21 protein-coding genes are annotated in these 22744 nt (G+C 70.7%); 8 read left to right on the forward strand and 13 right to left on the reverse strand.

What is annotated here, in order from left to right; genetic code table 11:
* Positions 1 to 36: 36 nt before the first annotated feature.
* From ACN6LB_RS19675 to ACN6LB_RS19725, 11 genes are all read right to left on the reverse strand, one after another.
* The gene (locus ACN6LB_RS19675) at positions 37 to 1566 is read right to left on the reverse strand and encodes a family 43 glycosylhydrolase (protein ID WP_445027072.1); all 1530 of its coding nucleotides are present in this window, start codon (positions 1564 to 1566) and stop codon (positions 37 to 39) included.
* On the reverse strand, positions 1563 to 2411 hold the full coding sequence (locus ACN6LB_RS19680; RefSeq protein WP_445027073.1) for a PmoA family protein: 849 nt from the start codon (positions 2409 to 2411) through the stop codon (positions 1563 to 1565). Before ACN6LB_RS19680 ends, ACN6LB_RS19675 begins: the two co-directional genes overlap by 4 nt.
* Positions 2408 to 3610: a Gfo/Idh/MocA family protein gene (locus ACN6LB_RS19685; protein ID WP_445027074.1), complete on the reverse strand. Its 1203-nt coding sequence runs from the start codon at positions 3608 to 3610 to the stop codon at positions 2408 to 2410. Before ACN6LB_RS19685 ends, ACN6LB_RS19680 begins: the two co-directional genes overlap by 4 nt.
* Complete coding sequence (locus tag ACN6LB_RS19690; RefSeq protein WP_445027075.1) at positions 3607 to 4908, reverse strand: pectate lyase family protein; 1302 nt, start codon at positions 4906 to 4908, stop codon at positions 3607 to 3609. Before ACN6LB_RS19690 ends, ACN6LB_RS19685 begins: the two co-directional genes overlap by 4 nt.
* Positions 4905 to 5810: a carbohydrate ABC transporter permease gene (locus ACN6LB_RS19695; RefSeq protein WP_445027076.1), complete on the reverse strand. Its 906-nt coding sequence runs from the start codon at positions 5808 to 5810 to the stop codon at positions 4905 to 4907. Before ACN6LB_RS19695 ends, ACN6LB_RS19690 begins: the two co-directional genes overlap by 4 nt.
* Positions 5807 to 6742, reverse strand: a complete 936-nt coding sequence (locus ACN6LB_RS19700) for a carbohydrate ABC transporter permease (RefSeq protein WP_356135356.1) — start codon at positions 6740 to 6742, stop codon at positions 5807 to 5809. Before ACN6LB_RS19700 ends, ACN6LB_RS19695 begins: the two co-directional genes overlap by 4 nt.
* A gap of 99 nt (positions 6743 to 6841) precedes the next feature.
* Positions 6842 to 8563, reverse strand: a complete 1722-nt coding sequence (araD, locus tag ACN6LB_RS19705) for an L-arabinonate dehydratase (RefSeq protein WP_445027077.1) — start codon at positions 8561 to 8563, stop codon at positions 6842 to 6844.
* Positions 8560 to 9468 (reverse strand): dihydrodipicolinate synthase family protein, encoded by a 909-nt coding sequence (locus ACN6LB_RS19710; protein WP_445027078.1) that lies wholly within the window; start codon positions 9466 to 9468, stop codon positions 8560 to 8562. The genes araD and ACN6LB_RS19710 overlap by 4 nt, the downstream gene beginning before the upstream one ends.
* Positions 9465 to 10121, reverse strand: a complete 657-nt coding sequence (locus tag ACN6LB_RS19715; protein ID WP_356135362.1) for a GntR family transcriptional regulator — start codon at positions 10119 to 10121, stop codon at positions 9465 to 9467. Before ACN6LB_RS19715 ends, ACN6LB_RS19710 begins: the two co-directional genes overlap by 4 nt.
* 160 nt (positions 10122 to 10281) lie before the next feature.
* A complete protein-coding gene (locus tag ACN6LB_RS19720; protein WP_445027079.1) occupies positions 10282 to 11034 on the reverse strand; it encodes an MBL fold metallo-hydrolase in 753 nt (250 codons plus the stop codon).
* 85 nt (positions 11035 to 11119) lie between these two features.
* Positions 11120 to 11722 (reverse strand): TIGR03086 family metal-binding protein, encoded by a 603-nt coding sequence (locus ACN6LB_RS19725; protein WP_445027080.1) that lies wholly within the window; start codon positions 11720 to 11722, stop codon positions 11120 to 11122.
* A 172-nt stretch (positions 11723 to 11894) separates the two neighbouring features.
* Here ACN6LB_RS19725 and ACN6LB_RS19730 point away from each other — a divergent pair, with 172 nt between their 5' ends.
* Both ACN6LB_RS19730 and ACN6LB_RS19735 read left to right on the forward strand, forming a co-directional pair.
* A complete protein-coding gene (locus ACN6LB_RS19730) occupies positions 11895 to 12863 on the forward strand; it encodes an NAD(P)-dependent alcohol dehydrogenase (RefSeq protein WP_445027081.1) in 969 nt (322 codons plus the stop codon).
* 108 nt (positions 12864 to 12971) lie between these two features.
* Complete coding sequence (locus ACN6LB_RS19735) at positions 12972 to 14240, forward strand: MFS transporter (protein ID WP_445027082.1); 1269 nt, start codon at positions 12972 to 12974, stop codon at positions 14238 to 14240.
* Here ACN6LB_RS19735 and ACN6LB_RS19740 read toward each other — a convergent pair.
* Together ACN6LB_RS19740 and ACN6LB_RS19745 are read right to left on the reverse strand one after the other, a co-directional pair.
* Positions 14174 to 15343 carry a hypothetical protein gene (locus ACN6LB_RS19740; RefSeq protein WP_445027083.1) on the reverse strand — a complete coding sequence of 390 codons (1170 nt, stop codon included), beginning with the start codon at positions 15341 to 15343 and terminating at the stop codon, positions 14174 to 14176. The genes ACN6LB_RS19735 and ACN6LB_RS19740 overlap by 67 nt on opposite strands.
* On the reverse strand, positions 15340 to 16290 hold the full coding sequence (locus ACN6LB_RS19745; RefSeq protein WP_445027084.1) for a 5-dehydro-4-deoxyglucarate dehydratase: 951 nt from the start codon (positions 16288 to 16290) through the stop codon (positions 15340 to 15342). Before ACN6LB_RS19745 ends, ACN6LB_RS19740 begins: the two co-directional genes overlap by 4 nt.
* A gap of 306 nt (positions 16291 to 16596) precedes the next feature.
* Here ACN6LB_RS19745 and ACN6LB_RS19750 point away from each other — a divergent pair, with 306 nt between their 5' ends.
* From ACN6LB_RS19750 to ACN6LB_RS19775, 6 genes are all read left to right on the forward strand, one after another.
* Positions 16597 to 17421, forward strand: a complete 825-nt coding sequence (locus ACN6LB_RS19750; RefSeq protein WP_445027085.1) for an NAD-dependent epimerase/dehydratase family protein — start codon at positions 16597 to 16599, stop codon at positions 17419 to 17421.
* Positions 17422 to 17661: 240 nt separating this feature from the next.
* A complete protein-coding gene (locus tag ACN6LB_RS19755; protein WP_445027086.1) occupies positions 17662 to 18432 on the forward strand; it encodes a DeoR/GlpR family DNA-binding transcription regulator in 771 nt (256 codons plus the stop codon).
* A gap of 112 nt (positions 18433 to 18544) precedes the next feature.
* Positions 18545 to 19912: an ABC transporter substrate-binding protein gene (locus ACN6LB_RS19760; RefSeq protein WP_445027087.1), complete on the forward strand. Its 1368-nt coding sequence runs from the start codon at positions 18545 to 18547 to the stop codon at positions 19910 to 19912.
* Complete coding sequence (locus ACN6LB_RS19765; RefSeq protein WP_356135380.1) at positions 19909 to 20847, forward strand: carbohydrate ABC transporter permease; 939 nt, start codon at positions 19909 to 19911, stop codon at positions 20845 to 20847. The genes ACN6LB_RS19760 and ACN6LB_RS19765 overlap by 4 nt, the downstream gene beginning before the upstream one ends.
* Positions 20844 to 21695, forward strand: a complete 852-nt coding sequence (locus ACN6LB_RS19770; protein ID WP_356135382.1) for a carbohydrate ABC transporter permease — start codon at positions 20844 to 20846, stop codon at positions 21693 to 21695. The genes ACN6LB_RS19765 and ACN6LB_RS19770 overlap by 4 nt, the downstream gene beginning before the upstream one ends.
* Positions 21692 to 22681 (forward strand): zinc-dependent alcohol dehydrogenase family protein, encoded by a 990-nt coding sequence (locus ACN6LB_RS19775; protein WP_356135384.1) that lies wholly within the window; start codon positions 21692 to 21694, stop codon positions 22679 to 22681. Before ACN6LB_RS19770 ends, ACN6LB_RS19775 begins: the two co-directional genes overlap by 4 nt.
* Positions 22682 to 22744 lie beyond the last annotated feature (63 nt).

Genomic DNA, 22744 nt, shown 5'->3' on the forward strand with positions numbered 1-22744 from the left:
AGGCACAACAGGTGTACGGATGGCAGGAAATGACCCTCAGCGGGTCTCGGTGATACGGAACTGTGTGAACGTGGCCGCGCCCGCGTGGCCCCCGCCGAGGGGCGCGAGCGCGAAGAGCCCGAGCAGGGCGCCGACCCAGCGCCAGGGGGTGGCGGCGAAGACCTGACCGGAGCGGCCCCGGCCGTCACCGACGTCGTAGGAGAAGCGACAGCGCGCCCCCGCGCCGATCTCGATCCACAGCCGGGCCCGTCCCCCGGGCGCGAGCCGGGCAGGCGCGCCGTCCCGCTCCCGGTCGGCGACGGATTCCGCGAACCGGTGCACGAGCTGCACCGACCCGTCGCTCCCCCGCTGCAGCCCGATCCAGCTGAACGCGTCCCCGAGTACGGCGAGTCCGGCCCGTGCGCCGGGCTCCTCGCTGTCGAGCCGCAGCTCCACCTCGACGGTGCAGAGGGTGCCGGGCAGGCGCTGGGTGAGGACGTTCGGCAGGGTGCGCAGGTCGTGCGCGTCCGCCGTCCGCACACAGGTCAGCCGCAGCCCGTCCGCGGAGTGGTGGGTGGCCCAGCCGTCCTGCGCGTTGGCCGTCCACTGCCACTGCCGCCCGTACCGGCCGCCGGGAAAGCTGTCGTCGACCGCGGGCGCGGAGAGCGGCTGCCGCGGCAGGTCCGGCTTCCTGTGCACGGCGACGGGGGCACCCTCGTCGCCGAGCACCGGCCATCCGTCCGTGCCCCAGCGCATCGGCTGGAGGTGGACGACCCTGCCGTACGCGCCCCTGGCCTGGAAGTGCAGGAACCAGTCCTCGCCCGCCTGGGTGCGCACCCAGCCGCCCTGGTGGGGGCCGTTGACGTCGGTGTCGCCCTGCTCCAGCACGACCCGCTCCTCGTACGGGCCGAAGAAGCCGCGCGAGCGGAAGGCGCCCTGCCAGCCGGTCTCCACTCCTCCGGCGGGGGCGAGGATCCAGAACCAGCCGTCGTGGCGGTAGACCTTGGGGCCTTCGAGCGTGAACCAGCCCGGTATCAGGTCGCCGTCGACGATCACCTTGCCCTCGTCGAGCAGTGCGGTGCCGTCGGGCCGCATGCGATGCCCGGTGAGCCGGTTCTTCACCCCGGCGCGGGACTTGGCCCAGGCGTGCACGAGATACGCCTCGCCGCTCTCCTCGTCCCACAGCGGACAGGCGTCGATGAGCCCCTTGCCCGCCTTCACCAGGTGCGGCCGGGTCCAAGGGCCGCGTATCTCGGGGGCGTTGACCTGGAAGACGCCCTGGTCGGGGTCGCCCCAGAAGATCCAGAACCGGTCGTCGTGGTGGCGCAGGGACGGAGCCCAGACGCCGCAGTCGTGCCGTGGCTTCCTGAACTCGGCGGCGGGCTCCAGCCGTGCCAGCGCATGCCCGACCAGCGTCCAGTTCACCAGGTCGCGGGAGTGCAGCAGCGGCAGACCCGGCGCCCGGCCGAAGCTGGAGGCGGTCAGATAGAAGTCGTCGCCGACGCACAGGACGTCGGGGTCGGACCAGTCGGCGTCGAGGACGGGGTTGCGGTAGGTCCCGTCCCCCAGGTCGGACGAGGTGATCACGGGCTCACCGCCTTGCGGACGAGGGCCGCCGCCCCGTCCCGGTCGAGGATGCCGTCGGCGACGACGGTGACGATCCGGCGCACGACGGTCTCCCCGGCGGCGATCGGCAGCCGTTCGCCGTGGGCGAGGGACGAGCCGACGCCCGGGTACTCGGTGGTGCGCACGAACCACGGGTCGCATCGGGTGGGCTCGGTGGCACCGGCGAAGACGAGCGTCCAGCCGGCGCCGGCAAGGGCGAGCCAGTCGGCGCGGGTGCCGTGCACCGCCTCCTCGCCCTCGGCGGCGGCGGTGAACACACGCGGTGCGTCCGCCTCCTTGCGGGCCCGCCAGAAGAAGCCGCCGTACGCCGCGCCGGGGCGCCCGTTCGTCGCGGGGCTGCCGACCGACAGGTCCGCGTCCGTGATGTTGGTGAGCGAGAAGGTGAAGTCCAACGCCCAGGCGGACTCGGGGAGTTCGCTCGCGGCGACGGTGCGCCGTTCGCGCAGCAGCTCGCCGCCGCCGGCCACCCAGCGCAGCTCCTCCACGAAGCCGTCGGGGTCGCGCAGCTGGAAGCAGGTGTGCCGCTGCGCGCCGTGGTTGTCGAGCTCGGTCGGCCCCTGGCCCTGCACATAGGTGCGACCGCCCCAGAAGTTGTGCCCCTCGACGTCGGGTACGGCCACACCGACGCCGAGGTGGTGTATGTGGTCGGCGGGGCTGAGCTCGGTGACCGCCGTACCGGCCAGGGTGGTGACAGGGTGCAGATAGGGGCGCGGGGAGAGCCTGGGCGGCAGCTCGGGTCGGGTGATGTAGCGGCCGACCGGACGGCCCGCGACGCGCAGGACGAGCGACTCGTTGTTCATGTTCATCGGGTGCTCACCTCGTCGGGGAGAGCCTTCGCGGCGGAGTGCGGTGCGGCGTGCGGGAGCGCCCAGGGGGCGCCCAGCTCGGAGTAGAGGGCGAGGGTGTCGGCGGCGGCCGCGACGAGGGCGTCGATGCCGGGCACGACACGGCGGTTGTCCTCGGGCACGAGACGCCAGGCGTCGGCAGGCAGCGCCACCGGGTCGGGGGCCTGGCGAATCGCTTCGACGACCTTCATGAAGGCGCCCGTCGCGTCGGGTTCGACCAGCAGTTCGGTGCCGTCCGTCAGATGCGCGACGAGGTTCTCCAGCAGGTCCGTCCTGCCGTACTCGATCTCCTCGGGGCCGCGCCCGGAGCGCTGGACGAGCACCCGGTCCTGCTTGTACCAGAAGGTGATCCGCCCGCTGCTGCCGTGCACCACGACGTACGGCTCGCCCGGCTGCTGGGCGCAGAGCGTCGCGGCGACGGTGATGCGCCCGCCGTCCTTCGTCGTCACACGGACGCAGGAGGTGTCGTCGGACTCGATGTCGTTGGCCCGCAGCAGCTCGGTCTCGATGTCGGCGATGTCCTCGGCGCGGGTGGAGCCGTGCAGCGCGAGGGCGGTGGCGACGGCGTGCGCGAGGGGGTTGGTCAGCACCCCGTCGATCACGTCGGCCCCGTTCAGGCGGCGCCGGCCGGCCCAGGGCGCCCGCCGGTAGTACGCCTCGTCGCGCGCCCAGGCCCCGGCGCCGCCGATCCCGGTCACCGTGCCGAGCGCGCCCTCCGCGATCAGCTGCCGGATCGCGGGAACGGCGTGCGAGCCGAGCGACTGGAAGCCGATCTGGCAGACGACTCCGGCGGTGGCGACCCCGTCGGCCATCCGCCGGAACTCGGCGTACGACGGCGCGGGCGGCTTCTCCAGGAGCAGGTGTACGCCCTTGCCGGCCGCGACGAGCGCGAGGTCGGTGTGGGTCGGGATGGGCGTGCAGATCACCGCGATCGCGGCGCCCGTGGAGTCGAGGAGGGCGCCGAAGTCCGCGGACTGCTCGGGGGCGCCGAGGCCGTCGAGCTCGTCCTCGCTCAGCGGTGTCAGCTCACAGATGCCCGCGAGTCGTACGAGACCCTTGTGCTGGAGGCGGCGGATGTTCTCCAGGTGCCAGCGGCCGTGGCCGCGAGCGCCCGCGAGAACGACCGGCACCGGCAGGCTCATGGGATGGGTGGGGTTCATGGGATCCTCCCCGCGCCCGCGCCGCGCTCGACGTCGTGGTCGGCCCGGCGGGCGCTGTCGATCTTCCCGTGCAGCGAGGGCGTCCAGCCGACGTCGGCGGTCAGATCACGCTCGCTGCCGGAGTTGTACGCGTTGTGAATGGCCAGCAGGTCGACGGGGAAGCCGTTGAAGAGCGTCCCGGTCTGGTGCAGGGCCGTGCCGTTCCAGCTCTTCACGAGATCGGCGACCTCGACATGGCCCGGCGCGGTGAAGGCGTTGTTCTCGGCGTGGATGCCCGACTCGGTGGAGACGCCCAGCGAGTAGCGGTACTCGGAGTCCTCCGGCACGACATAACGGTTGTTGTACACGTGCACCTGCCCGAACCGGACGCGCGGCGCGCGCTGTACGACGGACTCGAACTCGTTGTGGTGCAGCGTGACGCGCAGCTTGCCGCGGTCGCCGGTCGCCGAGTCGCTGTTGCCGATGAGCATCGCCTTGTCGTGGTCGGCGAACCGGCTCCAGGAGACGGTGACCAGGTCGGAGCCACCGGTGATGTCCAACAGGCCGTCGTGGCGCAGGTAGTTGCGCGCGAAGTAGGTGGGCTCCTTCGCGTCCGGGTGGTCCTGGTCGCTCGCGGTGATGTGGTCGACCCACACATGGGTGGCGCCGTTCAGCCACAGGGTGTCGTACGACGTCTTCCAGTCGCCGAGGCCTCCGGTGTTGGGCTGCCAGAGGGGGAAGCAGTCGTAGGCGTCGCGGAGGTCGAGGTTGCGGACGATGACGTTGTCCGCGTTCTTGACCTGGAGGCTCGCGCCCTTGAGGACGGCGCCGGAGCCCAGGCCGACGATCGTCGTGTTGGGGCCGACGAGGAACTCGACGCGGGAGGCCTGGGCGGCGGCGGACGCCTGACGGGCCTCCTCCTGTGCGCCGCTGGGCCTGGCGGAGCCCCAGGTGCGGGGGTCGTAGGCGGTCAGGTACTTCTTGAGGGTGTAGCCGCCGGTCGCGTAGTCGTCGCAGTCCAGGTGCCGGCCGTCGTCGTCCGTGTTGGCGTCGATCGTCCCCGCCACCTTGATGATCTTCGGGGTGGCGCTGCCGCCGTCGAGCGCGCGGACCAGCTCGGCTCTGCTGGTCACGGTGAAGACATGGGCGTCGTCGGCGGCGGCGCCTCCGGTGGTGCCGCCGTCCGCCGCGGCCCAGCCGTCGTCCGCGGCCAGGGTGTCGCGGCTGATGTCACGGGAGCGGGAGTCGGCGTCGGCCGGGACACCGAGAGCAAGCCCCAACAGGCCGGTCACGGCGGCAACTTGGAGGATCCTTCTCATCCCTTCACCGCCCCTGCGCTGAAGCCGGTGATCAGCCACTTCTGGATGAAGGCGAAGACGATGACCACGGGGACGGCGGCGATGATGCCGCCCGCGGCCAGGGCGCCCAGGTCGACGCTGTCCGCGCTCATCAGGGTGTTGAGGCCGACGGGGATGGTCTGCTTGCTCTGGTCGCTGAGGAACATCAGGGCGAACAGGAAGTGGTTCCAGGCGTGCACGAAGGCGAAGGAGCCGACGGCGATCAACCCGGGGCGCAGCAGCGGGAGTACGACGATCCTGAAGGCCTTGAAGCGGTTGCAGCCGTCGACCCAGGCGGCCTCCTCCAGCGAGGGCGGCACGTTCCGGATGAAGCCGCTGATCAGGATCATCGACAGCGGCAACTGGAAGACGGTCTCGGCGATGATGACGCTGCCCAGCGAGTTGATCATCTGGAGCTTGGCGAAGATCTGGAAGAGCGGCACCAGCATCAGGGCGCCCGGCACGAACTGCGAGCACAGCAGCGCCAGCATGAAGGCGCGCTTGATCCTGAACTCGAAGCGGGCGAGGGCGTATCCGCCGGCCAGCGCGACCACAGTGGTCATCACGAGGGTGGCGACGCCGATGAGCACGCTGTTCTGGAAGTAGGTCCCGAAGCTGCGCTCGGTCCACACCTTGTCGAAGTGCTCGAAGGTCATGGGCCAGGGCACGAGCGAGGTGGAGCCGGCCGGGCGCAGTGCGAACAGCAGGATCCAGTAGAAGGGGATCAGGGTGAAGAGCAGGTAGATCGAGAGCGGGAGGTAGATCTGCCAGCGCGGGACCTCGTCCCAGGCCCGACGAGCCTTGCCCGGGCGCTGCCGTGGCTCCTCGGCCACCGGGGCGGGCGCCGCGGGAGCGTCGCTGATCTCGGCGTCCTTGGTGATCACTTGTCTCCACCTCCGAACTTGCTCAGCCGCAGGTAGACGATCGAGCAGAAGAGCAGAATCACGAACGCGACGGTGGTCAGGGCCGACGCGTAGCCGAAGTTGTGTGCCTCGACGCTGGTGTTGGCGATGTAGAGCGGCAGTGTGGTCGTCTCGCCCGCGGGTCCGCCGCCGGTCAGGGTGTAGAGGAGGTCGACGTTGTTGAACTCCCAGACCGCGCGCAGCAGCGTGGACAGCACGATGGCGTCCTTGAGGTGCGGCAGCGTGATGTGCAGGAACTGCTTGACGCGGCCGGCGCCGTCGACCTCGGCGGCCTCGTAGAGGTCCTTGGAGACGGACTGGAGGTCGGCGAGGATCAGGATCGCGAAGAAGGGGACGCCACGCCACAGGTCGGCGACCACGGCGGCCGGGAAGACGGTCGAGGGGTCCGACAGCCAGCTGGTGCCGTACGCGCCGATCCCCATGTCGGCGAGGTAACGGGTGATGCCCGTCTGGGAGTTGTAGAGGAGCACCCAGATCGCGGAGGTCAGCACGCCGGAGACGGCCCATGGCGAGAACACCATCGCGCGGCCGACCGCCCGCCCCACGAAGGTCTGGTTGACGATGAGGGCGAGCGCGAGGCCGAACAGCAGCTGCAGTCCGACTTCCACCACGACCCACTTGGCGCTGAAGGTCAGGGTGTCCCAGAACTGCGGGTCGTCGGTGAAGGCGTGCACGAAGTTGTCGAAGCCCGCGTAGCCGTTGCGCCACGGCTTGGTGGGGTTGTAGTTGCGCAGGCTGTAGTAGAAGACGCTGATGACGGGGTAGGCGATGAAGCCCAGCATCAGCAGGCCCGCGGGGGCGATCAGCAGGTACGGGAGCTTGCGGGGCGTCGCTGAGCCACGGCGCCGCCGGGGTGGCGCGGGCTGTTTCGCCACGGCTGCGGCTTGGGCCATGACTGTTCTCCGTTCTCGTGCGGGGTGCAGCGGGGTGAAGCGCTTTCCGAGCGTCGTTCGAGATCTCGGCCAAAAGAAGGGGTGGCCGAGGATGTTCGTTCAGCCCGCGTACGGGTCCTGGACCTTGCCGGGCCGTGCGAGGAACTCGAAGTCGCAGCCGGTGTCCGCCTGGGTGATCTGCTCGTTGTAGAGCGCCCCGTAGCCGCGCTCGTACCGCTCGGGCGGCGGTGTCCACGCCGCCCTGCGCCGCTCCAACTCCGCGTCGTCCACGTTGAGTCGGAGCGACCTTGCCTCGACATCGAGGGTGATCGTGTCGCCGGACCGCACCAGGGCGAGCGGTCCGCCGATGTACGACTCCGGTGCCACGTGCAGCACACAGGCGCCGTAACTCGTGCCGCTCATCCGGGCGTCGGAGATCCGCACCATGTCCCGTACACCCTGCTTGAGCAGGTGGTCGGGGATCGGGAGCATGCCGTACTCGGGCATGCCCGGGCCGCCCTTGGGTCCGGCGTTGCGCAGCACCAGCACACTGTCGGCGGTGATGCCCAACTCCGGGTCGTTGATGGTGCGTTGCATGGTCCGGTAGTCGTCGAAGACGACCGCGGTGCCGGTGTGCTCGAGCAGGTGCGGCTCGGCGGAGATGTGCTTGATGACGGCGCCGTCGGGGCAGAGGTTGCCGCGCAGGACGGCGACGCCGCCCTCGCTCGCGACGGGGTTGTCCCGGGTGCGGATGACGTCGTCGTTGTGCACCTGCGCGGTCGAGAGCTGTTCGCGCAGGGTGTCGTGGGAGACCGTCGGGCGGTCCAGGTGGAGCAGGTCGGTGATCCGGGACAGGAACCCGGGGAGGCCGCCGGCGAAGTGGAAGTCCTCCATCAGGTACGTCTGTCCGCCGGGCCGGACGTTGGCGAGCACCGGCACGGTCCGCGCGACGCGGTCGAAGTCGTCGAGTGTGAGGGTGACGCCGGCGCGGCCCGCCATGGCGATCAGATGGATGACGGCGTTGGTCGAGCCACCCAGCCCGAGGACGGTCGTCACGGCGTCCTCGAACGCCTCCGCCGTCAGGATGTCGGACAACTTCCGGTCCTGGCGCACGAGTTCGACGATCCGAAGTCCCGCTGCGGCGGCCATCCGGTCGTGCCCGGAGTCGACGGCCGGGATGCTCGACGCCCCCGGAACGGTCACACCCAGCGCCTCGGCGGCGGCTGTCAGCGTGGACGCCGTCCCCATGGTCATGCAGTGCCCCGGCGAACGGGCGAGTCCGCTCTCCAGCTCGGTCATCTCGCAGTCGCCGATGAGGCCGGCGCGCTTGTCGTCCCAGTACTTCCACATGTCGGTGCCGGAGCCGAGGACTTCATTGCGCCAGTGGCCCGGCAGCATGGGCCCGGCGGGCACGAAGACGGCCGGCAGGTCCACCGAGGCCGCGCCCATCAGCAGCGCCGGCGTGGACTTGTCGCAGCCGCCCATCAGCACGGCGCCGTCGACCGGATACGACCGCAGCAGTTCCTCGGTCTCCATCGCGAGCATGTTGCGGTAGAGCATCGGGGTCGGCTTCTGGAAGGTCTCGCTGAGTGTGGAGACCGGGAACTCGAGCGGGAAACCCCCGGCCTGCCACACACCCCGCTTCACGGCCTGTGCGCGGTCGCGCAGGTGGACGTGGCACGGGTTGATGTCGGACCAGGTGTTGAGGATCGCGATCACCGGCTTGCCGAGGTGCTCCTCGGGCAGGTAGCCGAGCTGCCGTGTCCTGGCCCGGTGGCTGAAGGAACGCAGCCCGTCCGTGCCGTACCACTGGTGGCTTCTGAACTCCTCGGGGCTCTTCATATGGACCACCCGGCCGCGATGGCGGCGACTTCGGCCCGCTCGCCCTTGGGCAGTGCCCTGCTCGGCGCGCGCACATCGCGGCGGCACAGCCCGAGCGAGGCGAGCGCCTCCTTCACCACGGTGACGTTGTTGGCGGAAGCGTCCTCGGCCCGCAGTTCCTCGAAGCGGCGGATCTGCTCCCAGACCTTCATGGCGGCCGGGTAGTCGCCGGATCGAAGCGCTTCGATCATGTTCAGCGAAACGGACGGGGCGACGTTCACCAGGCCCGAGGTGAAGCCGGTGGCGCCGGCGGAGAAGTAGGAGGGGGCGTACGGCTCGGCGAGCCCGGCCACCCACACGAACCGTTCGAGCCCGGCGTCCCGCGCGAAGGCGGCGAAGCGTGCGGCGTCCGGCACCGCGTACTTCACGCCGACGACGTTGGGGCAGTGGTCGGCGAGTTCGGCGAGCCGGGCGCCGCTCAGTCGCGCGTTGCGGATGTAGGGGACGACACCCAGCTCGGGCACCGTCTCGGCGATGGCCCGGTGGTAGTCGACCCAACCCGCCTCCGACACGTACGGATGCACGGGCTGATGCACCATCACCAGCTGTGCGCCGTGCTCACGGGCGTGCTGTGCGGAGGCGACGGCGGTCGGCACGTCGTGCCCGACGCCGACCACGACGGCGGCCCGGTCCCCGGCCTCCTCGATGGTCAACTCCGTGACCAGCCGCCGCTCTTCGGGCGTCAGGGCGTAGAACTCCCCGGTGTTGCCGTTGGGGGTGAGGGTCTTGACGCCGCCGTCGAGCAGCCGACGCAGCAGGGCCCGGTGGGTGTCGCGGTCGACCGACCCGTCCTCGGCGAACGGGGTCACGGGGATGGCCACGACCTCGGCGAGTGCCGCCCGCTGGGTCTCGTACGTCGCTGTCATTCCTGTCCATCCTCTTCCTGGGTCCCGGGGAAGGCCCGTTGCACGAACGACGCGATATGGGCATGCAGGGCGTCGGCGGCGCCGTCGGCATCGCCGTCGAGGGCGAGCCGCAGGATCTCCCGGTGTTCGTCGGCCTCGCGCTCCCAGGACGGGTTTGCCGCCCACGCGACGGCCGAGACCAGAGCCGCCTGGTCGCGTACTTCGTCGAGCATGCGACCGAGCAGCGGGTTGCCGCAGGACACGTACAGGGCGCGGTGGAACTCCCGGTTGGCCAGGGAGCGTTCGGCGGTGTCGGAGGCTTCGTCGGAGCGGCCGAGCGCGTCGCGTGCCGCGTCCAGCGACGACCCGCGCCGCACCGCGCGCCGCAGCGCCTCGGGTTCGAGGAGCAGCCGCACGTCGTACACCTCGCGCGCCATGTCCGCGTCCACCATGCGCACCGTGACGCCCTTGTACTGGTTCATCACGACGAGCCCGGTGCCGGCCAGTGTCTTGAGCGCCTCGCGGACGGGTGTCTTCGACACGCCGAACTGCGCGGCGAGCTCGGTCTCGACCAGAGCCTGCCCCGGGGTCAACTGCCCGGTGAGGATGCGGTGTTTGATCCCTTCCAGCACGAACTGCGTGCGGGACGGGATCGGGGTGGGCACAGAGGTCATGCGCGCCTCTCGGATCTCGCGTGTCAGATCGCGTGCCGGATCAGGTGTATCTGATCTGGCGTATCGCGTCTCATATATGACGTACGAAGTACGACGCGTTGAAGGTAGGAGCGTCGCCGTGTTTCGTCAATGCTTCTGACAAACGAAGTCGGAGTTGCGTTCAGACGACGCGCATCTCGCCCACGCGGGCGGCGGCGGTGGGCCCGCCGAACGCCGCGGCGGCACGGGTGGTCGCCGCCTCGGTGGTGAGAGTGGGTCCGACGTGCGTGACGAGCAGCTCCCCCACCCCTGCCAGCCGGGCGGCTGCGCCGACCTCCTCGGGGGTCAGATGAACCTGTTCGCCTTCGCGATGCTCGTCGATGTCGGCCTCGCACAGGAACAGGTCGGCGCCGGCGGCGAGATGCAGCAGGGCGTCGCACGGCCCGCTGTCCCCGGAGTACACGAGCGTCCGCCCCGCGCACTCGGCGCGCAGCCCGTAGGCCTCCACGTCGTGCAGGACGGCGCCGGACGTGAGGAGCAGGTCGCCGTGCCGGGCGGTGTGCCCGTCGTGCAGGGTCCGGAAGTCAAAAACGCCACCCATGAACCCGGCGTCCGGGCGCCCGAAGAACCCGGCGAGGCGCTGTGCGCAGTCGCCGGGCGCGTACACAGGAACGGGTGCGGCCGGAGTGAGTCCGCCGTAGGCGAGCGCGTAGAAGGCGGACAGCAGATCGGCACAGTGATCCGCGTGCAGATGCGAGATCCAGATCGCGTCCAGCCGGGCCGGATCCGTGTGCCTCTGCAACTCGGCGAAGCTCCCCGGCCCGGCGTCGACCCACACCTCGGCGCCCCCGCCGCTGAGCAGGTACCCGGAGCAGGGACGACCGGGCCGCGGGTGCGGGGAGGCGGTACCGAGGACGGTGAGGCTGAGAGACATACGGGGAGCGTACGAAACGGCCTGCGTGGCCGCCCCCCTTGTTGACCGGAGCTCATCCCCGGCCGCTCAACTGCCGCTCACCGGATCAGGGCTTCCAGCCGGGATCGCGCCCGCTGAGCCCGATCACGCGGTCGAGGAGGGGCGCGTCGTCCGGCACGGACACGACGGCTCCGAAGGGTCCATCGCTGCCCCGCATCTCCGTGGCCGCGGCGGCAAGGAAGTCGTGCGTCGCACGCAGCGCGGCCTCGTCGGGCTCGTACTCCTGCCCGGTGGCCCGGGCGAGGTCCCAGCCGTGCACCACCAGTTCGTCGACCGCGACGGCACCGGCGATCTCGCCCGGCAGATCGATCCCGCCCGCCCGGGTCATCCCGGTCCAGGCGGCCGGGTCGCGCCAGGCCTCGGCGAGACCGTCGAGTTCCGTCGGCAGGGCCTCGCGCCAGCCGGGCCCGAGGTCCGGCAGGGCGGCGCCCGGGTTGGTGTCCGTGGTCGCCCCCAGATCCTTGCGCCCGGCGTCACGGAACGCGACGGTCAGCCCGACGAGATGCCCCAGCAGGTGGTGCACCGCGTACTGCGGACAAGGCGTCGCGCCCTGTAGCTGCTCCTGTGTCACGTTCGCCGCGAGGCGCGCCACGATCCGGGCCTGCGGCTCCAGGTCGAGGGTCGTCGGTGTCGTACCGCCATCGGTCATGCTCGGCTCCTCCGGTCACAGGGTCGTCAGGGGGTAGACCGCCGGACGTACGGAAACTCATCGCACCCACTCCCACGATCGTGCTCAGGAGTCTGTTCAGGCGTTCGAAGCCCCGGAATGCTCGGTCCATCCACGATGTTCGGTGTCCGGGACCACGAAGGGGAGCCACGCCATGAAGGCGATCGTTCAGGATGCCTACGGATCAGCGGACCTCCTGGAGTTGCGCGACATCGACCGCCCCGTGCCCCGTGACGACGAAGTGCTCGTCGAGATGCGCGCGGCCGGCGTCGGCCCCGAGGTGTGGCACCTCATGACGGGCCGGCCCTATGTGGCCCGTGCGGTCCTGGGGCTCCGAAAGCCGAAGAACCCGGTACGCGGCTGGGACGGCGCCGGGCGCGTCGAGGCGGTCGGCGCGAAGGTGACCGGGTTCGAGCCGGGCGACGAGGTCTTCGGCAACTGCGAGGGCTCGTTCGCCGAATACGCGTGCGCCAGGGCCGCCAAGATCGCCCTCAAGCCCGCGGGCCTCACCTTCGAGCAGGCCGCCGCCCTCCCCGTCTCGGGCATGACCGCCCTCCAGGCCCTGAGCGGCAACGGCCGCCCGCAGCCGGGTCAGAAGGTCCTCGTCGTCGGCGCCTCCGGCGGTGTGGGGTCCTACGCCGTCCAACTGGCCGCGATGTACGGCGCCGAGGTCACCGGCGTCTGCGGCCCCGCCGGCGCGGACTTCGTCCGCTCCCAGGGGGCCGCCCACGTCATCGACTACACCCGCGAGGACATCACCGACGGCCCGCACCGCTACGACGTAGTCGTCGACAACGCGGGTCTCCGCTCCCTGACCGCCCTCCGTCGCGCGCTCACCCCGCGCGGCACCCTCGTCATCGTCGGCGGCGAGGGCGGAACCGGCTTCTTCGGCGGCATGAGTCGCGACATCCGGGCCGTCCTGCTCTCCCCGTTCATCGGCCAGAACCTCCGCAACCTCGTCTCCGTCGCCCGCCGCGAGGACCTCCAGACCCTCAAGGACCTCGCGGAGCAGGGCCTGATCACACCGGCCATCGACCGCACGTACCCCCTCTCCGAGGCCCCCGCCGCCATCCGCCATCTGAAGAAGGGCCACCCCCGGGGCAAGCTCGTCGTCACCATCTGACGGCGGAAGGTGCCAGGGCCGCGTGCCGAGCGGCCGACCGCCCCCAGCCCGCTTCTAAGGCAACCGCCCGATCCCGGGCAGGGGGCCTTAGCTCCACGATGACCAGGCATGACGACATCGCCATCAGCATCGCCATCGCCATCCGCATGGCCGGTGACGCGCGTCCTGCGCGATCGCAACGCCGGCCTCTACCTGGGTGGGGTCCTGGTCTCCGGTTTCGGCACGTCGGCCCTGTGGCTGGTGTCCGGGGTCTGGGTGAAGGACCTCACCGGATCGGACGGTCTGGCCGCGCTCTGCGTCTTCGCGCTCTGGGCCCCGACGCTCATCGGCCCGGCTCTCGGCACTCTCGCGGACCGTGTCCGCCGCCGGCCGTTGCTGGTGTGGACGAACCTGGGTCTGGCCGCGCTCCTCATGTCCCTGTTCACCGTCGACTCCGTGCACACCCTGTGGATTCTCTTCGCCGTCCTCCTCGTCTACGGCGCGGCCGGCGTCGTCCACGACGCGGCGGAGTCGGCCCTGGTGGCCACCGCCGTCGACAAACAGCTCCTCGGTGATTTCAACGGCCTCCGGATGACGGCCACCGAGGGCATGAAGCTGCTCGCCCCGCTCGCCGGAGCGGGCCTGTACGCGGCGTACGGGGGTGCCCGCGTCGCGCTTCTGGACGCACTCACCTTCGTCCTGGCCGCGGGCCTCTGCTCGCTTCTGCGCGTACACGAGCCGAAGCCGCTCCCGGCACCCGCCCACTGGCGCACGCGGGCGGCCGACGGCGCCCGCTACCTCTGGGGCCACGCGACGCTGCGTCCCCTCGTCGTCGCCGGCGGCACGACGATGCTGTTCGCGGGCATCAACGGCGCGACGATCTACGCGGTGGCGGAGGGCCTCGGCCACTCCCCCGCGTACGTGGGCGTGCTGTACGTCGCCCAGGGCATCGGCTCGGTAGCGATCGGACCGGCCGCGGGCCCGCTCCTGCGCCGCCTGGGCGAGCGCCGGTTCGCGGGCTGCGGCATCGCGCTCACCGCCGCGGCCGTGGCGGCTCGCGCGCTCCCGTACGACGCGGTGGTGCTCGCCTCGGCCGTGGCGGTCGGCGCGGGGCTGCCGTGCGTGTTGATCGCGGCCCTCACCGCGGTCCAGCGCGAGACGCCGGACGCGCTCCTGGGCCGTACGACGGCGACCGCCAACACGCTGCTGTTCGGCCCGAACGCGGCAGGACTCGCGCTGGGCGCGGGTCTGGTCGAACTGGTTCCCCATCAGGTCCTGCTGGCGGTGCTCGGGCTGGTGCGGCTGGTGACGGCCGCACCCTTGCTGCGGCGTCAGCCGAGCCGCGCGAGCGCCTCCGTCACGCGCGACAGATCCTCGTCGGATGCCAACCCGGCGTGATAGAGCCGCACTTCGGTGGCCCCGAGCTCGACCGCCCGTGCCACGTCCTCGCCGAGTGCCCCGGGGCGGCCGCCCATGCCGCTCACCACGGTGAAGTTGGCCGCCAGCACATGGGGCCCGGCTGCCTGCCCGGCAAAGGAAGCCAGCGGCTCCGGTCCTCCGGCGCACGGCACGACCACACCGTCGGCGACCGACAGGATGTGCGCGGGATCCACGCCGACGTTCGCGCCGACGCGGTACGAGGCCGGATCCGCGTGCAACAGGATCTGGAACCCCTCGGGGGCGGCCGAGCGCACCGCGCCGACGGCCTCCTCCTGGAGCGAACGGGCGACGGAATCGCGCCACGCGCGCGTGGCCGTCGCCAACTCCGCGCCGAGCAGCTTCTCGACGGCTTCCCAATCCCCCGCGGGTGCCTCGCCGCGCCAGACCGGTTCCAGGGCACGCCGGACCGCGCCCATCAACTCGTCCGGGTCCAGGCCCAGTTGCGCATAGCCGTCGCGGCAGGAGGGGCAGAAGCACAGCGACATCAGGTACAGCCCTGCGTCCCCGAGCGCCACGCCCCCCGTCTTGTCGTGCGCGTGGAGATGCGCGAGCCCGTACCAGCCGAGGGACTCCAGCTCCGTGCCCCCCGCGCCCGGCCGTACCGCCGCCTCCACGGCCAGCTCGACCAGGTACGCGCGCGTGTCGGGCTGCGCGATGCAGGGCGCCCACGGATAGCGGTCTCCGTAGGCGTTGACCACGGAGGTGTCCGTGAACTCCTCGCCCATACGGGAGTTGTGCGCGAGCACCACCCACGTGTGCACGTCGAGGCCAGCCTCCGCGAGGGCCGAGGCGGCCTCTCCGTACGCGTCCCCGGGCGCCCAGTCCCCGGCGGCGTACGGCCGCAGCCGACGCCCCTGCCACCGCTCACCGTCCACCGGGTAGAGCACGGCAGCGTGCAGGGCGGTGACGATCCGGTGCCGGGGGTGCCGAGGGGTCAGTGCGCGCGTGGAGTGGTACGCGGAGGCGAGCGTCGCCTGCCGCACCCCGAGCCCGGCGATGCGTGCCGCAGCGTCGGGGTCGCCGTTGACATCCCACGGGTAGACGAAGGTCGACGCCTTCACACGCCCTCCTCAAGCAGCTCGTACCCACGCTCGATCAACTGCGCGAGCTGCTTCACATGCTCCTCGGCAGGCTCGTGCAACGGCGGCCGGACCTCCCCCACGTCGAGCCCCCGCAGCCGCACCCCGGCCTTGACGAGCGAGACGGCGTATCCGCGTCCCTGCGCGCGCAGGTCGACGAAGGGCCGGTAGAACCCGTCGAGCAGCTGGTCGACCACCGTATCGCCCGCGAAGTCACCGGCGTTGAGCGCCTGGTGGAAGGCGAGCGCGATCTCGGGCGCGAAGCAGAACACGGCGGACGAGTACAGGGTGATCCCGATGCCGCGATAGGCGAGAGCGGTCAGTTCGGCGGTGGGCAGCCCGTTGAAGTACAGGAAGTCCCCCGGGGCCTCGCTGCGCACCGCGCTCACGATCCGCTGCATCAGATCGAGGTCGCCGACGCCGTCCTTGAAGCCGATGACGCCGTCGGTCCGTGCCAGTTCCACCACGGTCTCCGGTGTGAACACGGCGTTGTCGCGCTGATAGACGACGACGTCCAGCGAGGTGGCCGCGGCGAGTTCGCGGTAGTGCCGCAGCAGGCCTTCCTGTCCGGCGACGACGAGGTACGGCGGCATGGCGAGCAGCCCGTCGGCGCCGGCGTCCTCGGCGAGCCGGGCGTAGCGCACGGCGAGCGCGGTCCCGTAGCCGGCGCCGGCGACGACCGGCACCCGCCCGGCCGTCTCCTCGACGGCCGCCCGCACGCAGCTCTGGAACTCCTCCGGCGTGAGTGCGTGGAACTCGCCGGTGCCGCAGCACGCGAAGACGGCGGCGGCACCGGCGTCGACGCCGCGCCGTACATGTGCGCGGTAGACGTCGAGGTCGACGGCGCCGTCGGGACCGTAGGCGGTGACGGGGAAGAACAGCGGCCCGCTGGGGACGCTGAGCCGAGCGGCAAGAGGGGCTGACGTCACGGGCTCTCCCTAGACAGGCCGAACAGACACTCACACTGAACGGACACGCGCACGTACGGGCCGGCCGTCACGCCGCAGTGCACGTTTCTGATCCATGTCCATATTTCTGAACGCGCCCACGCTAAAACGCCCCCTTGGGGCCGGTCAAGCGCGCAAACGAGCCCCACGGGAGCGGATTTCCCACCTCCGCGCGACAGTCGCGTCCGCGCGCGCGACACTTGACGGACCGCCTAGACGATCCTTAGCGTGTCCAAGAATGTGAATGCCGTACACGAATGCGGCTGTTCGATTCAAGGAGACCCGAGGATGCCCGCACCCCGCACCGTTCTGCTCACCGGCGCCGCCGGCGGACTCGGCACCCTGATGCGGGGCCTGCTGCCGGAGTACGGCTACGAACTGCGCCTCCTCGACCTGCTCCCGATCGAGGGCGAACCGGACGCGCTCACCGCGGACCTCGCGGACAAGGAAGCCCTGCGCGAGGCGGTCCGCGGCGTGGACGCGATCATCCATCTGGCGGGCATCTCCCTGGAGGCTTCGTTCGAGAAGATCCTCAAGGCGAACATCGAGGGGACGTACAACCTGTACGAGGCGGCGCGCCAGGAAGGCGTACGCCGCATCGTCTTCGCCTCCTCCAACCACGCCGTGGGCTTCACCCCGCGCCCCGAGGGCGAGACGCCGATCGCCCCGGAGGCGTTGATCCCCATCGACACCCCGCACCGCCCGGACACCTTCTACGGCCTCTCCAAGTCCTTCGGTGAGGACCTGGCCCAGTTCTACTGGGACAAGCACGGCCTGGAGACGGTCTCGGTCCGCATCGGTTCCTGCTTCCCGGAGCCGACCGCGGTACGCATGCTGTCCGTCTGGATGAGCCCCGCCGACGGCGCCCGCCTCCTCCACGCGGCCCTGACGGCCGAGGACGTACGGCACACGGTCGTCTACGGCTCCTCGGCCAACACCCGCCTGTGGTGGGACCTCTCGACCGCCCGGTCGCTCGGCTACGAACCCCAGGACGACTCCGAGCCGTACGCCGAGAAGCTCATCGCGGAGCACGGCGCGCTCGACCCGGACAATCCGGACCACGCCCACCTGGGCGGTCACTTCACCACGAACCCGCCGATATGGCCGTACTGACGCGGCGCGGAGAGCGGCGGACGGAGCGGGCGGGCACCGAACGGGCCCGCCCACTCCGCTGTTCGGGCACCGGCCCTGCCCGATCCGGGATCCGCCGCAGGTCCGCGGCGGGCAGGCACCCGGCGAAACGGGCACACACGGGCACCATCGGTCCTGCAACAGACCTGGTCAGTGCCACGCGACCGCTGTAGAAACATCTCCACACAGCCCGAACGGGCGAGCGGCACAGGTGGGGACGAGGTGGTGACCATGACCGCGGAGGAACGCCAGCGCGAGATCGTCCGGGCGGCCCGCCGGGCCGGCTCGGTCGACGTCACCGCACTCGCCGACGAACTCGGCGTCGCCAAGGAGACCGTACGACGGGATCTGCGCGCCCTGGAGGACCACGGTCTGGTGCGCCGCACCCACGGCGGCGCCTATCCCGTGGAGAGCGCCGGGTTCGAGACGACGCTCGCCTTCCGTGCCACCAGCCACGTGCCCGAGAAGCGCCGGATCGCGACCGCCGCGGCCGAGCTGCTCGGGGACGCCGAGACGGTCTTCGTCGACGAGGGGTTCACCCCGCAGCTCATCGCCGAGGCACTTCCCAGGGACCGGCCGCTGACCGTGGTCACCGCGTCCCTGGCCACCGCGGGCGCGCTCGCCGAGGCCGAGAACACCTCGGTGCTGCTGCTCGGCGGCCGGGTCCGCCCGGGCACGCTCGCGACCGTCGACCACTGGACGACGAAGATGCTCGCCGGCTTCGTCATCGACCTGGCGTACATCGGCGCCAACGGCATCTCCCGCGAACACGGCCTCACCACCCCCGATCCAGCCGTCAGCGAGGTCAAGGCGCAGGCGATCCGGGCCTCCCGGCGCACGGTCTTCGCGGGCGTGCACACCAAGTTCGGGGCGGTCAGCTTCTGCCGGTTCGCGGAGATCAGCTCTCTGGAGTCGATCGTCACGAGCACCCTGCTCCCCACCTCCGAGGCCCACCGCTACTCACTGCAGGGCCCCCAAGTCATCCGCGTCTGACTACCGACCCGACCCCCCACCGGACGAGTCCGAAAACCCAACTCACCCACTCCGTAGGGCACGTCCATCCCTCGACGCGCCCTATATCTCCCCATACGTCCAGGAGTGATCCATGCGAACCCAGAGCCGACGGAGGTCGCGCGCACTCGCCGCGGCCGCCGCAGGGACGCTGCTCGCCCCGCTGCTCTCCGGCTGCTGGGCCGGGGCCGGCGGGGCCGGATCGGGCGGTGACTCCATCAACGTCCTGATGGTCAACAACCCGCAGATGGTCGAGCTGCAGAAGCTCACCAAGGCCCATTTCACCAAGGAGACCGGCATCAAGGTGAACTTCACCGTGCTGCCGGAGAACGACGTCCGCGACAAGATCAGCCAGGACTTCGCCAACCAGGCGGGCCAGTACGACGTCGCCACGCTCTCCAACTACGAGATACCCATCTACGCCAGGAACGGCTGGCTGCACGAGATGGACTCCTACGTGCGCAAGGACAGCGCGTACGACGAGCAGGACATCCTCGCCCCCATGCGGCAGTCCCTCACCGCCGCCGACGGGAAGCTCTACGGGCAGCCCTTCTACGGCGAGTCGTCGTTCCTGATGTACCGCAAGGACGTCTTCGCGGAGAAGGGCCTGACCATGCCCGCCCACCCCACCTGGGAGCAGGTGGGCAGGCTCGCGGCGGACGTCGACGGCGCCGAGTCCGGCATGAAGGGCATCTGTCTGCGCGGACTGCCGGGCTGGGGCGAGATCATGGCACCGCTCACCACCGTCGTGAACACCTTCGGCGGCACCTGGTTCGACAAGGACTGGAACGCCCGCCTCGACTCACCCGAGTTCAAGAAGGCGACGGCGTTCTATGTGGACCTCGTCCGCAAGCACGGCGAGGCGGGCGCGGCCCAGTCCGGGTTCGCCGAGTGCCTGAACAACATGACGCAGGGCAAGGTCGCCATGTGGTACGACGCCACCTCCGCGGCCGGATCCCTGGAAGCGGACGACTCCCCGGTCAAGGGCAAGGTCGGCTACGTACCCGCTCCCGTCGAGAGGACCAAGTCCTCCGGCTGGCTCTACACCTGGGCCTGGGGCCTGCAGAAGGCCTCCCACAACCCGGACAAGGCCTGGAAGTTCGTCTCCTGGGCGTCCGGCAAGCAGTACGAGCAGTTGGTCGGCGACCGGATCGGCTGGTCCGACGTGCCCGCGGGCAAGCGCGCCTCTACGTACGCGAACGTCGCGTACCGCAAGGAGGCGGCGGCCTTCCAGGAGACCACCCGCGCCGCCATCGAAGGCGCCCGGCCCCGCGACCCGGGGGTGCAGCCGCGCCCCGCGCCCGGCATCCAGTTCGTCGGCATCCCCGAGTTCACCGATCTCGGCACCAGGGTCTCGCAGGAGATCAGCGCGGCCGTCGCCGGACGCCAGTCCGTCGACTCGGCCCTGAGGAAATCCCAGAAACTCGCCGAGAAGATCGCCAAGGAGTACGAGGGACGATGACCGCCACCACCACGGCACCGATCGCCGCCGCACCCGTACGCACGACACGCAGGCCCTCCGCCCGGCTGCGCACCTGGGCGACCCGGGCCCCGCTGCTGCCCGCCCTCGTCTTCATGATCGCCGTGACCCAGCTCCCGTTCGTGGCCACGCTGGTGATCTCCTTCTTCGACTGGAACTCCCTCTATCCGAAGGCCCGCCACTTCACCGGCCTCGGCAACTACTCGGACGTACTGACCGACGCCGATCTGCGCCACTCGGTGTGGACGACCGTCCTGCTGACGGTGGCGGTCGTGCTCGCCAGCCTGGTCCTCGGTCTGCTGCTGGCACTGCTCCTGGACCGTAAGTTCCCGGGCCGCGGCCTCGTCCGCACGCTGCTGATCGCCCCGTTCCTGGTGGTGCCGGTGGCCGCCGCCCTGCTCTGGAAACATGTGCTCTACAACCCTGAATACGGCCTCCTCAATGGGCTGTTGCACTATGTGGGCGGCCCACAGCCGGACTGGATGTCGCGCACCCCGCTGCTCGCGGTCGAGGCCTCCCTGGTGTGGCAGTGGACGCCCTTCATGATGCTGATCCTGCTCGCCGGGCTGCAGAGCCGCGACCACCAGCAGATCGAGGCGGCCCGGGTCGACGGCGCGAGCGACTGGCAGGTCTTCCGCTACCTGACGCTCCCGCACCTGCGCCGCTACCTCGAACTCGGCGCCCTGCTCGGGTCGATCTACATCGTCCAGAACTTCGACGCGGTCTTCACCCTCACCTCCGGCGGCCTGGGCACCGCGAACCTGCCGTACACCGTCTACCAGAGCTTCTACCAGGCCCACGAGAACGGTCTCGCCTCGGCCGCGGGCGTCCTCGTCGTCATCGGCTCGATCATCATCGCGACCTTCGCCCTGCGCGTGGTCTCGTCCCTGTTCCGCGAGGAGGTGTCCCGCGCATGAGCGCCACCGCGACACATGTACGTCCCCGTCGTACCCGGGGAGCGGGTCTGGGCCTGGCGGCCTGGCTGGCCGGAATCGTCTTCTTCCTGCCCCTCGCCTGGATGGCGCTGACGTCCTTCCACTCCGAGTCCGACGCGGCGACCAACCCGCCGTCCTTCGGCGCCGCCCTCACCCTCGACGGCTACCGCGACTTCTTCGGCACGGGCGGCGGCGCGAGCCCCTGGCCGGCGCTGGTGAACTCGACGGTGGCGTCGGTGGTCTCCACCCTCTGCGTGCTGCTGCTGGCCTTCCCGGCGGCGTACGCCCTCTCGATCCGCCCGGTGAAGAAGTGGACGGACGTCCTGTTCTTCTTCCTTTCGACGAAGATGCTGCCGGTGGTGGCAGGGCTGTTGCCCATCTACCTCTTCGCGAAGAACACCGGAATGCTGGACAACATCTGGCTCCTGGTCATCCTCTACACCTCCATGAACCTGCCGATCGCGGTGTGGATGATGCAGTCCTTCCTCGCCGAGGTCCCGGTGGCGGTCATCGAGGCGGCGCAGATCGACGGTGCCAGGCTGCCGACCGTCCTCGCGCGCGTGGTGGCCCCCATCGCGCTGCCTGGCATCGCCGCGACGGCGCTGATCTGCTTCATCTTCAGCTGGAACGAGCTGCTCTTCGCCCGTGTGCTCACGGGTGTGGTCGCCGAGACGGCCCCCGTGTTCCTGACCGGCTTCATCACCAGCCAGGGCCTGTTCCTGGCCAAGGTGTGCGCCGCCTCGCTCGTCATCTCCCTGCCGGTGCTCGCCGCGGGGTTCGCCGCCCAGGACAAGTTGGTCCAGGGCCTGTCACTGGGAGCCGTGAAATGAAGGCCGCCGTCATCGAGTCCGTGGGCAAGGCCGTCGTCACCGAGGTCCCGGACCCGACGCCGGGGCCCCGCGAGGTCGTCGTCGAGGTCGCGGCGTGCGGCCTGTGCGGTACCGATCTGCACATCCTCCAGGGCGAGTTCGCGCCCAGTCTGCCGATCGTGCCGGGGCACGAGTTCGCGGGCGAGGTGGTCGGGGTCGGCGCCCAGGTCACCGAGGTCTCGACCGGCGACCGCGTGGCCGTGGACCCTTCCCTCTACTGCTACGAGTGCCGGCAGTGCCGTACGGGCCACAACAACCTCTGCGAGCGCTGGGCCGCGATCGGCGTGACCACGGCGGGCGGCGCCGCCCAGTTCGCGGTGGCCCCGGTCGCCAACTGCGTGAAACTGCCCGAGCACATCCGCACCCAGGACGCGGCCCTCGTCGAGCCGCTCTCCTGCGCGGTACGCGGCTACGACGTCCTGCGCTCCCGCCTCGGCTCCCGCGTCCTGATCTACGGCTCCGGAACGATGGGCCTGATGATGCTGGAACTCGCCAAGCGGACCGGCGCCGCGAGCGTGGACGTGGTGGACCTGAACACGCAGCGGCTGGCCACGGCGCAGCTGCTCGGTGTCTCCGGGTCCGCCGTGAACGCCGACGAGCTGGACCGTCCGCAGGGCTGGGACGTGGTCGTCGACGCCACCGGCAACGCCGCCGCCATCCAGGACGGCCTCGGCCGCGTGGCCAAGGCCGGCACCTTCCTCCAGTTCGGCGTCGCCGACTACGCGACCCGGGTCACCATCGACCCGTACCGCATCTACAACCAGGAGATCACCATCACCGGCTCCATGGCCGTGCTCCACAGCTTCGAACGAGCGGCGGAACTCTTCGCCACCGGCGTCCTGGACCCCTCGGTGTTCATCAGCGACCGCCTGCCACTGACCGACTACCCGCAGGCGCTGGAACAGTTCGCGTCGGGGGTGGGACGGAAGATCGTGGTGGTGCCGTAGAAGGGCGCTCCAGCCGCGGGCGGGGGCGGAGGGGGCGAAAACCGCTACTCCCGCCCGCCCCCG

This window comes from Streptomyces sp. SAS_270 (genome assembly GCF_052543295.1).

Coding starts and splice junctions, on each gene's coding strand:
- ACN6LB_RS19680 (WP_445027073.1), bottom strand. CDS start 2,411: ATGAACATGAACAACGAGTCGCTCGTCCTGCGCGTCGCGGGCCGTCCG.
- ACN6LB_RS19685 (WP_445027074.1), bottom strand. CDS start 3,610: ATGAACCCCACCCATCCCATGAGCCTGCCGGTGCCGGTCGTTCTCGCG.
- ACN6LB_RS19690 (WP_445027075.1), bottom strand. CDS start 4,908: ATGAGAAGGATCCTCCAAGTTGCCGCCGTGACCGGCCTGTTGGGGCTT.
- ACN6LB_RS19700 (WP_356135356.1), bottom strand. CDS start 6,742: ATGGCCCAAGCCGCAGCCGTGGCGAAACAGCCCGCGCCACCCCGGCGG.
- araD (WP_445027077.1), bottom strand. CDS start 8,563: ATGAAGAGCCCCGAGGAGTTCAGAAGCCACCAGTGGTACGGCACGGAC.
- ACN6LB_RS19710 (WP_445027078.1), bottom strand. CDS start 9,468: ATGACAGCGACGTACGAGACCCAGCGGGCGGCACTCGCCGAGGTCGTG.
- ACN6LB_RS19715 (WP_356135362.1), bottom strand. CDS start 10,121: ATGACCTCTGTGCCCACCCCGATCCCGTCCCGCACGCAGTTCGTGCTG.
- ACN6LB_RS19720 (WP_445027079.1), bottom strand. CDS start 11,034: ATGTCTCTCAGCCTCACCGTCCTCGGTACCGCCTCCCCGCACCCGCGG.
- ACN6LB_RS19725 (WP_445027080.1), bottom strand. CDS start 11,722: ATGACCGATGGCGGTACGACACCGACGACCCTCGACCTGGAGCCGCAG.
- ACN6LB_RS19730 (WP_445027081.1), top strand. CDS start 11,895: ATGAAGGCGATCGTTCAGGATGCCTACGGATCAGCGGACCTCCTGGAG.
- ACN6LB_RS19735 (WP_445027082.1), top strand. CDS start 12,972: ATGACGACATCGCCATCAGCATCGCCATCGCCATCCGCATGGCCGGTG.
- ACN6LB_RS19750 (WP_445027085.1), top strand. CDS start 16,597: ATGCCCGCACCCCGCACCGTTCTGCTCACCGGCGCCGCCGGCGGACTC.
- ACN6LB_RS19760 (WP_445027087.1), top strand. CDS start 18,545: ATGCGAACCCAGAGCCGACGGAGGTCGCGCGCACTCGCCGCGGCCGCC.
- ACN6LB_RS19765 (WP_356135380.1), top strand. CDS start 19,909: ATGACCGCCACCACCACGGCACCGATCGCCGCCGCACCCGTACGCACG.
- ACN6LB_RS19770 (WP_356135382.1), top strand. CDS start 20,844: ATGAGCGCCACCGCGACACATGTACGTCCCCGTCGTACCCGGGGAGCG.
- ACN6LB_RS19775 (WP_356135384.1), top strand. CDS start 21,692: ATGAAGGCCGCCGTCATCGAGTCCGTGGGCAAGGCCGTCGTCACCGAG.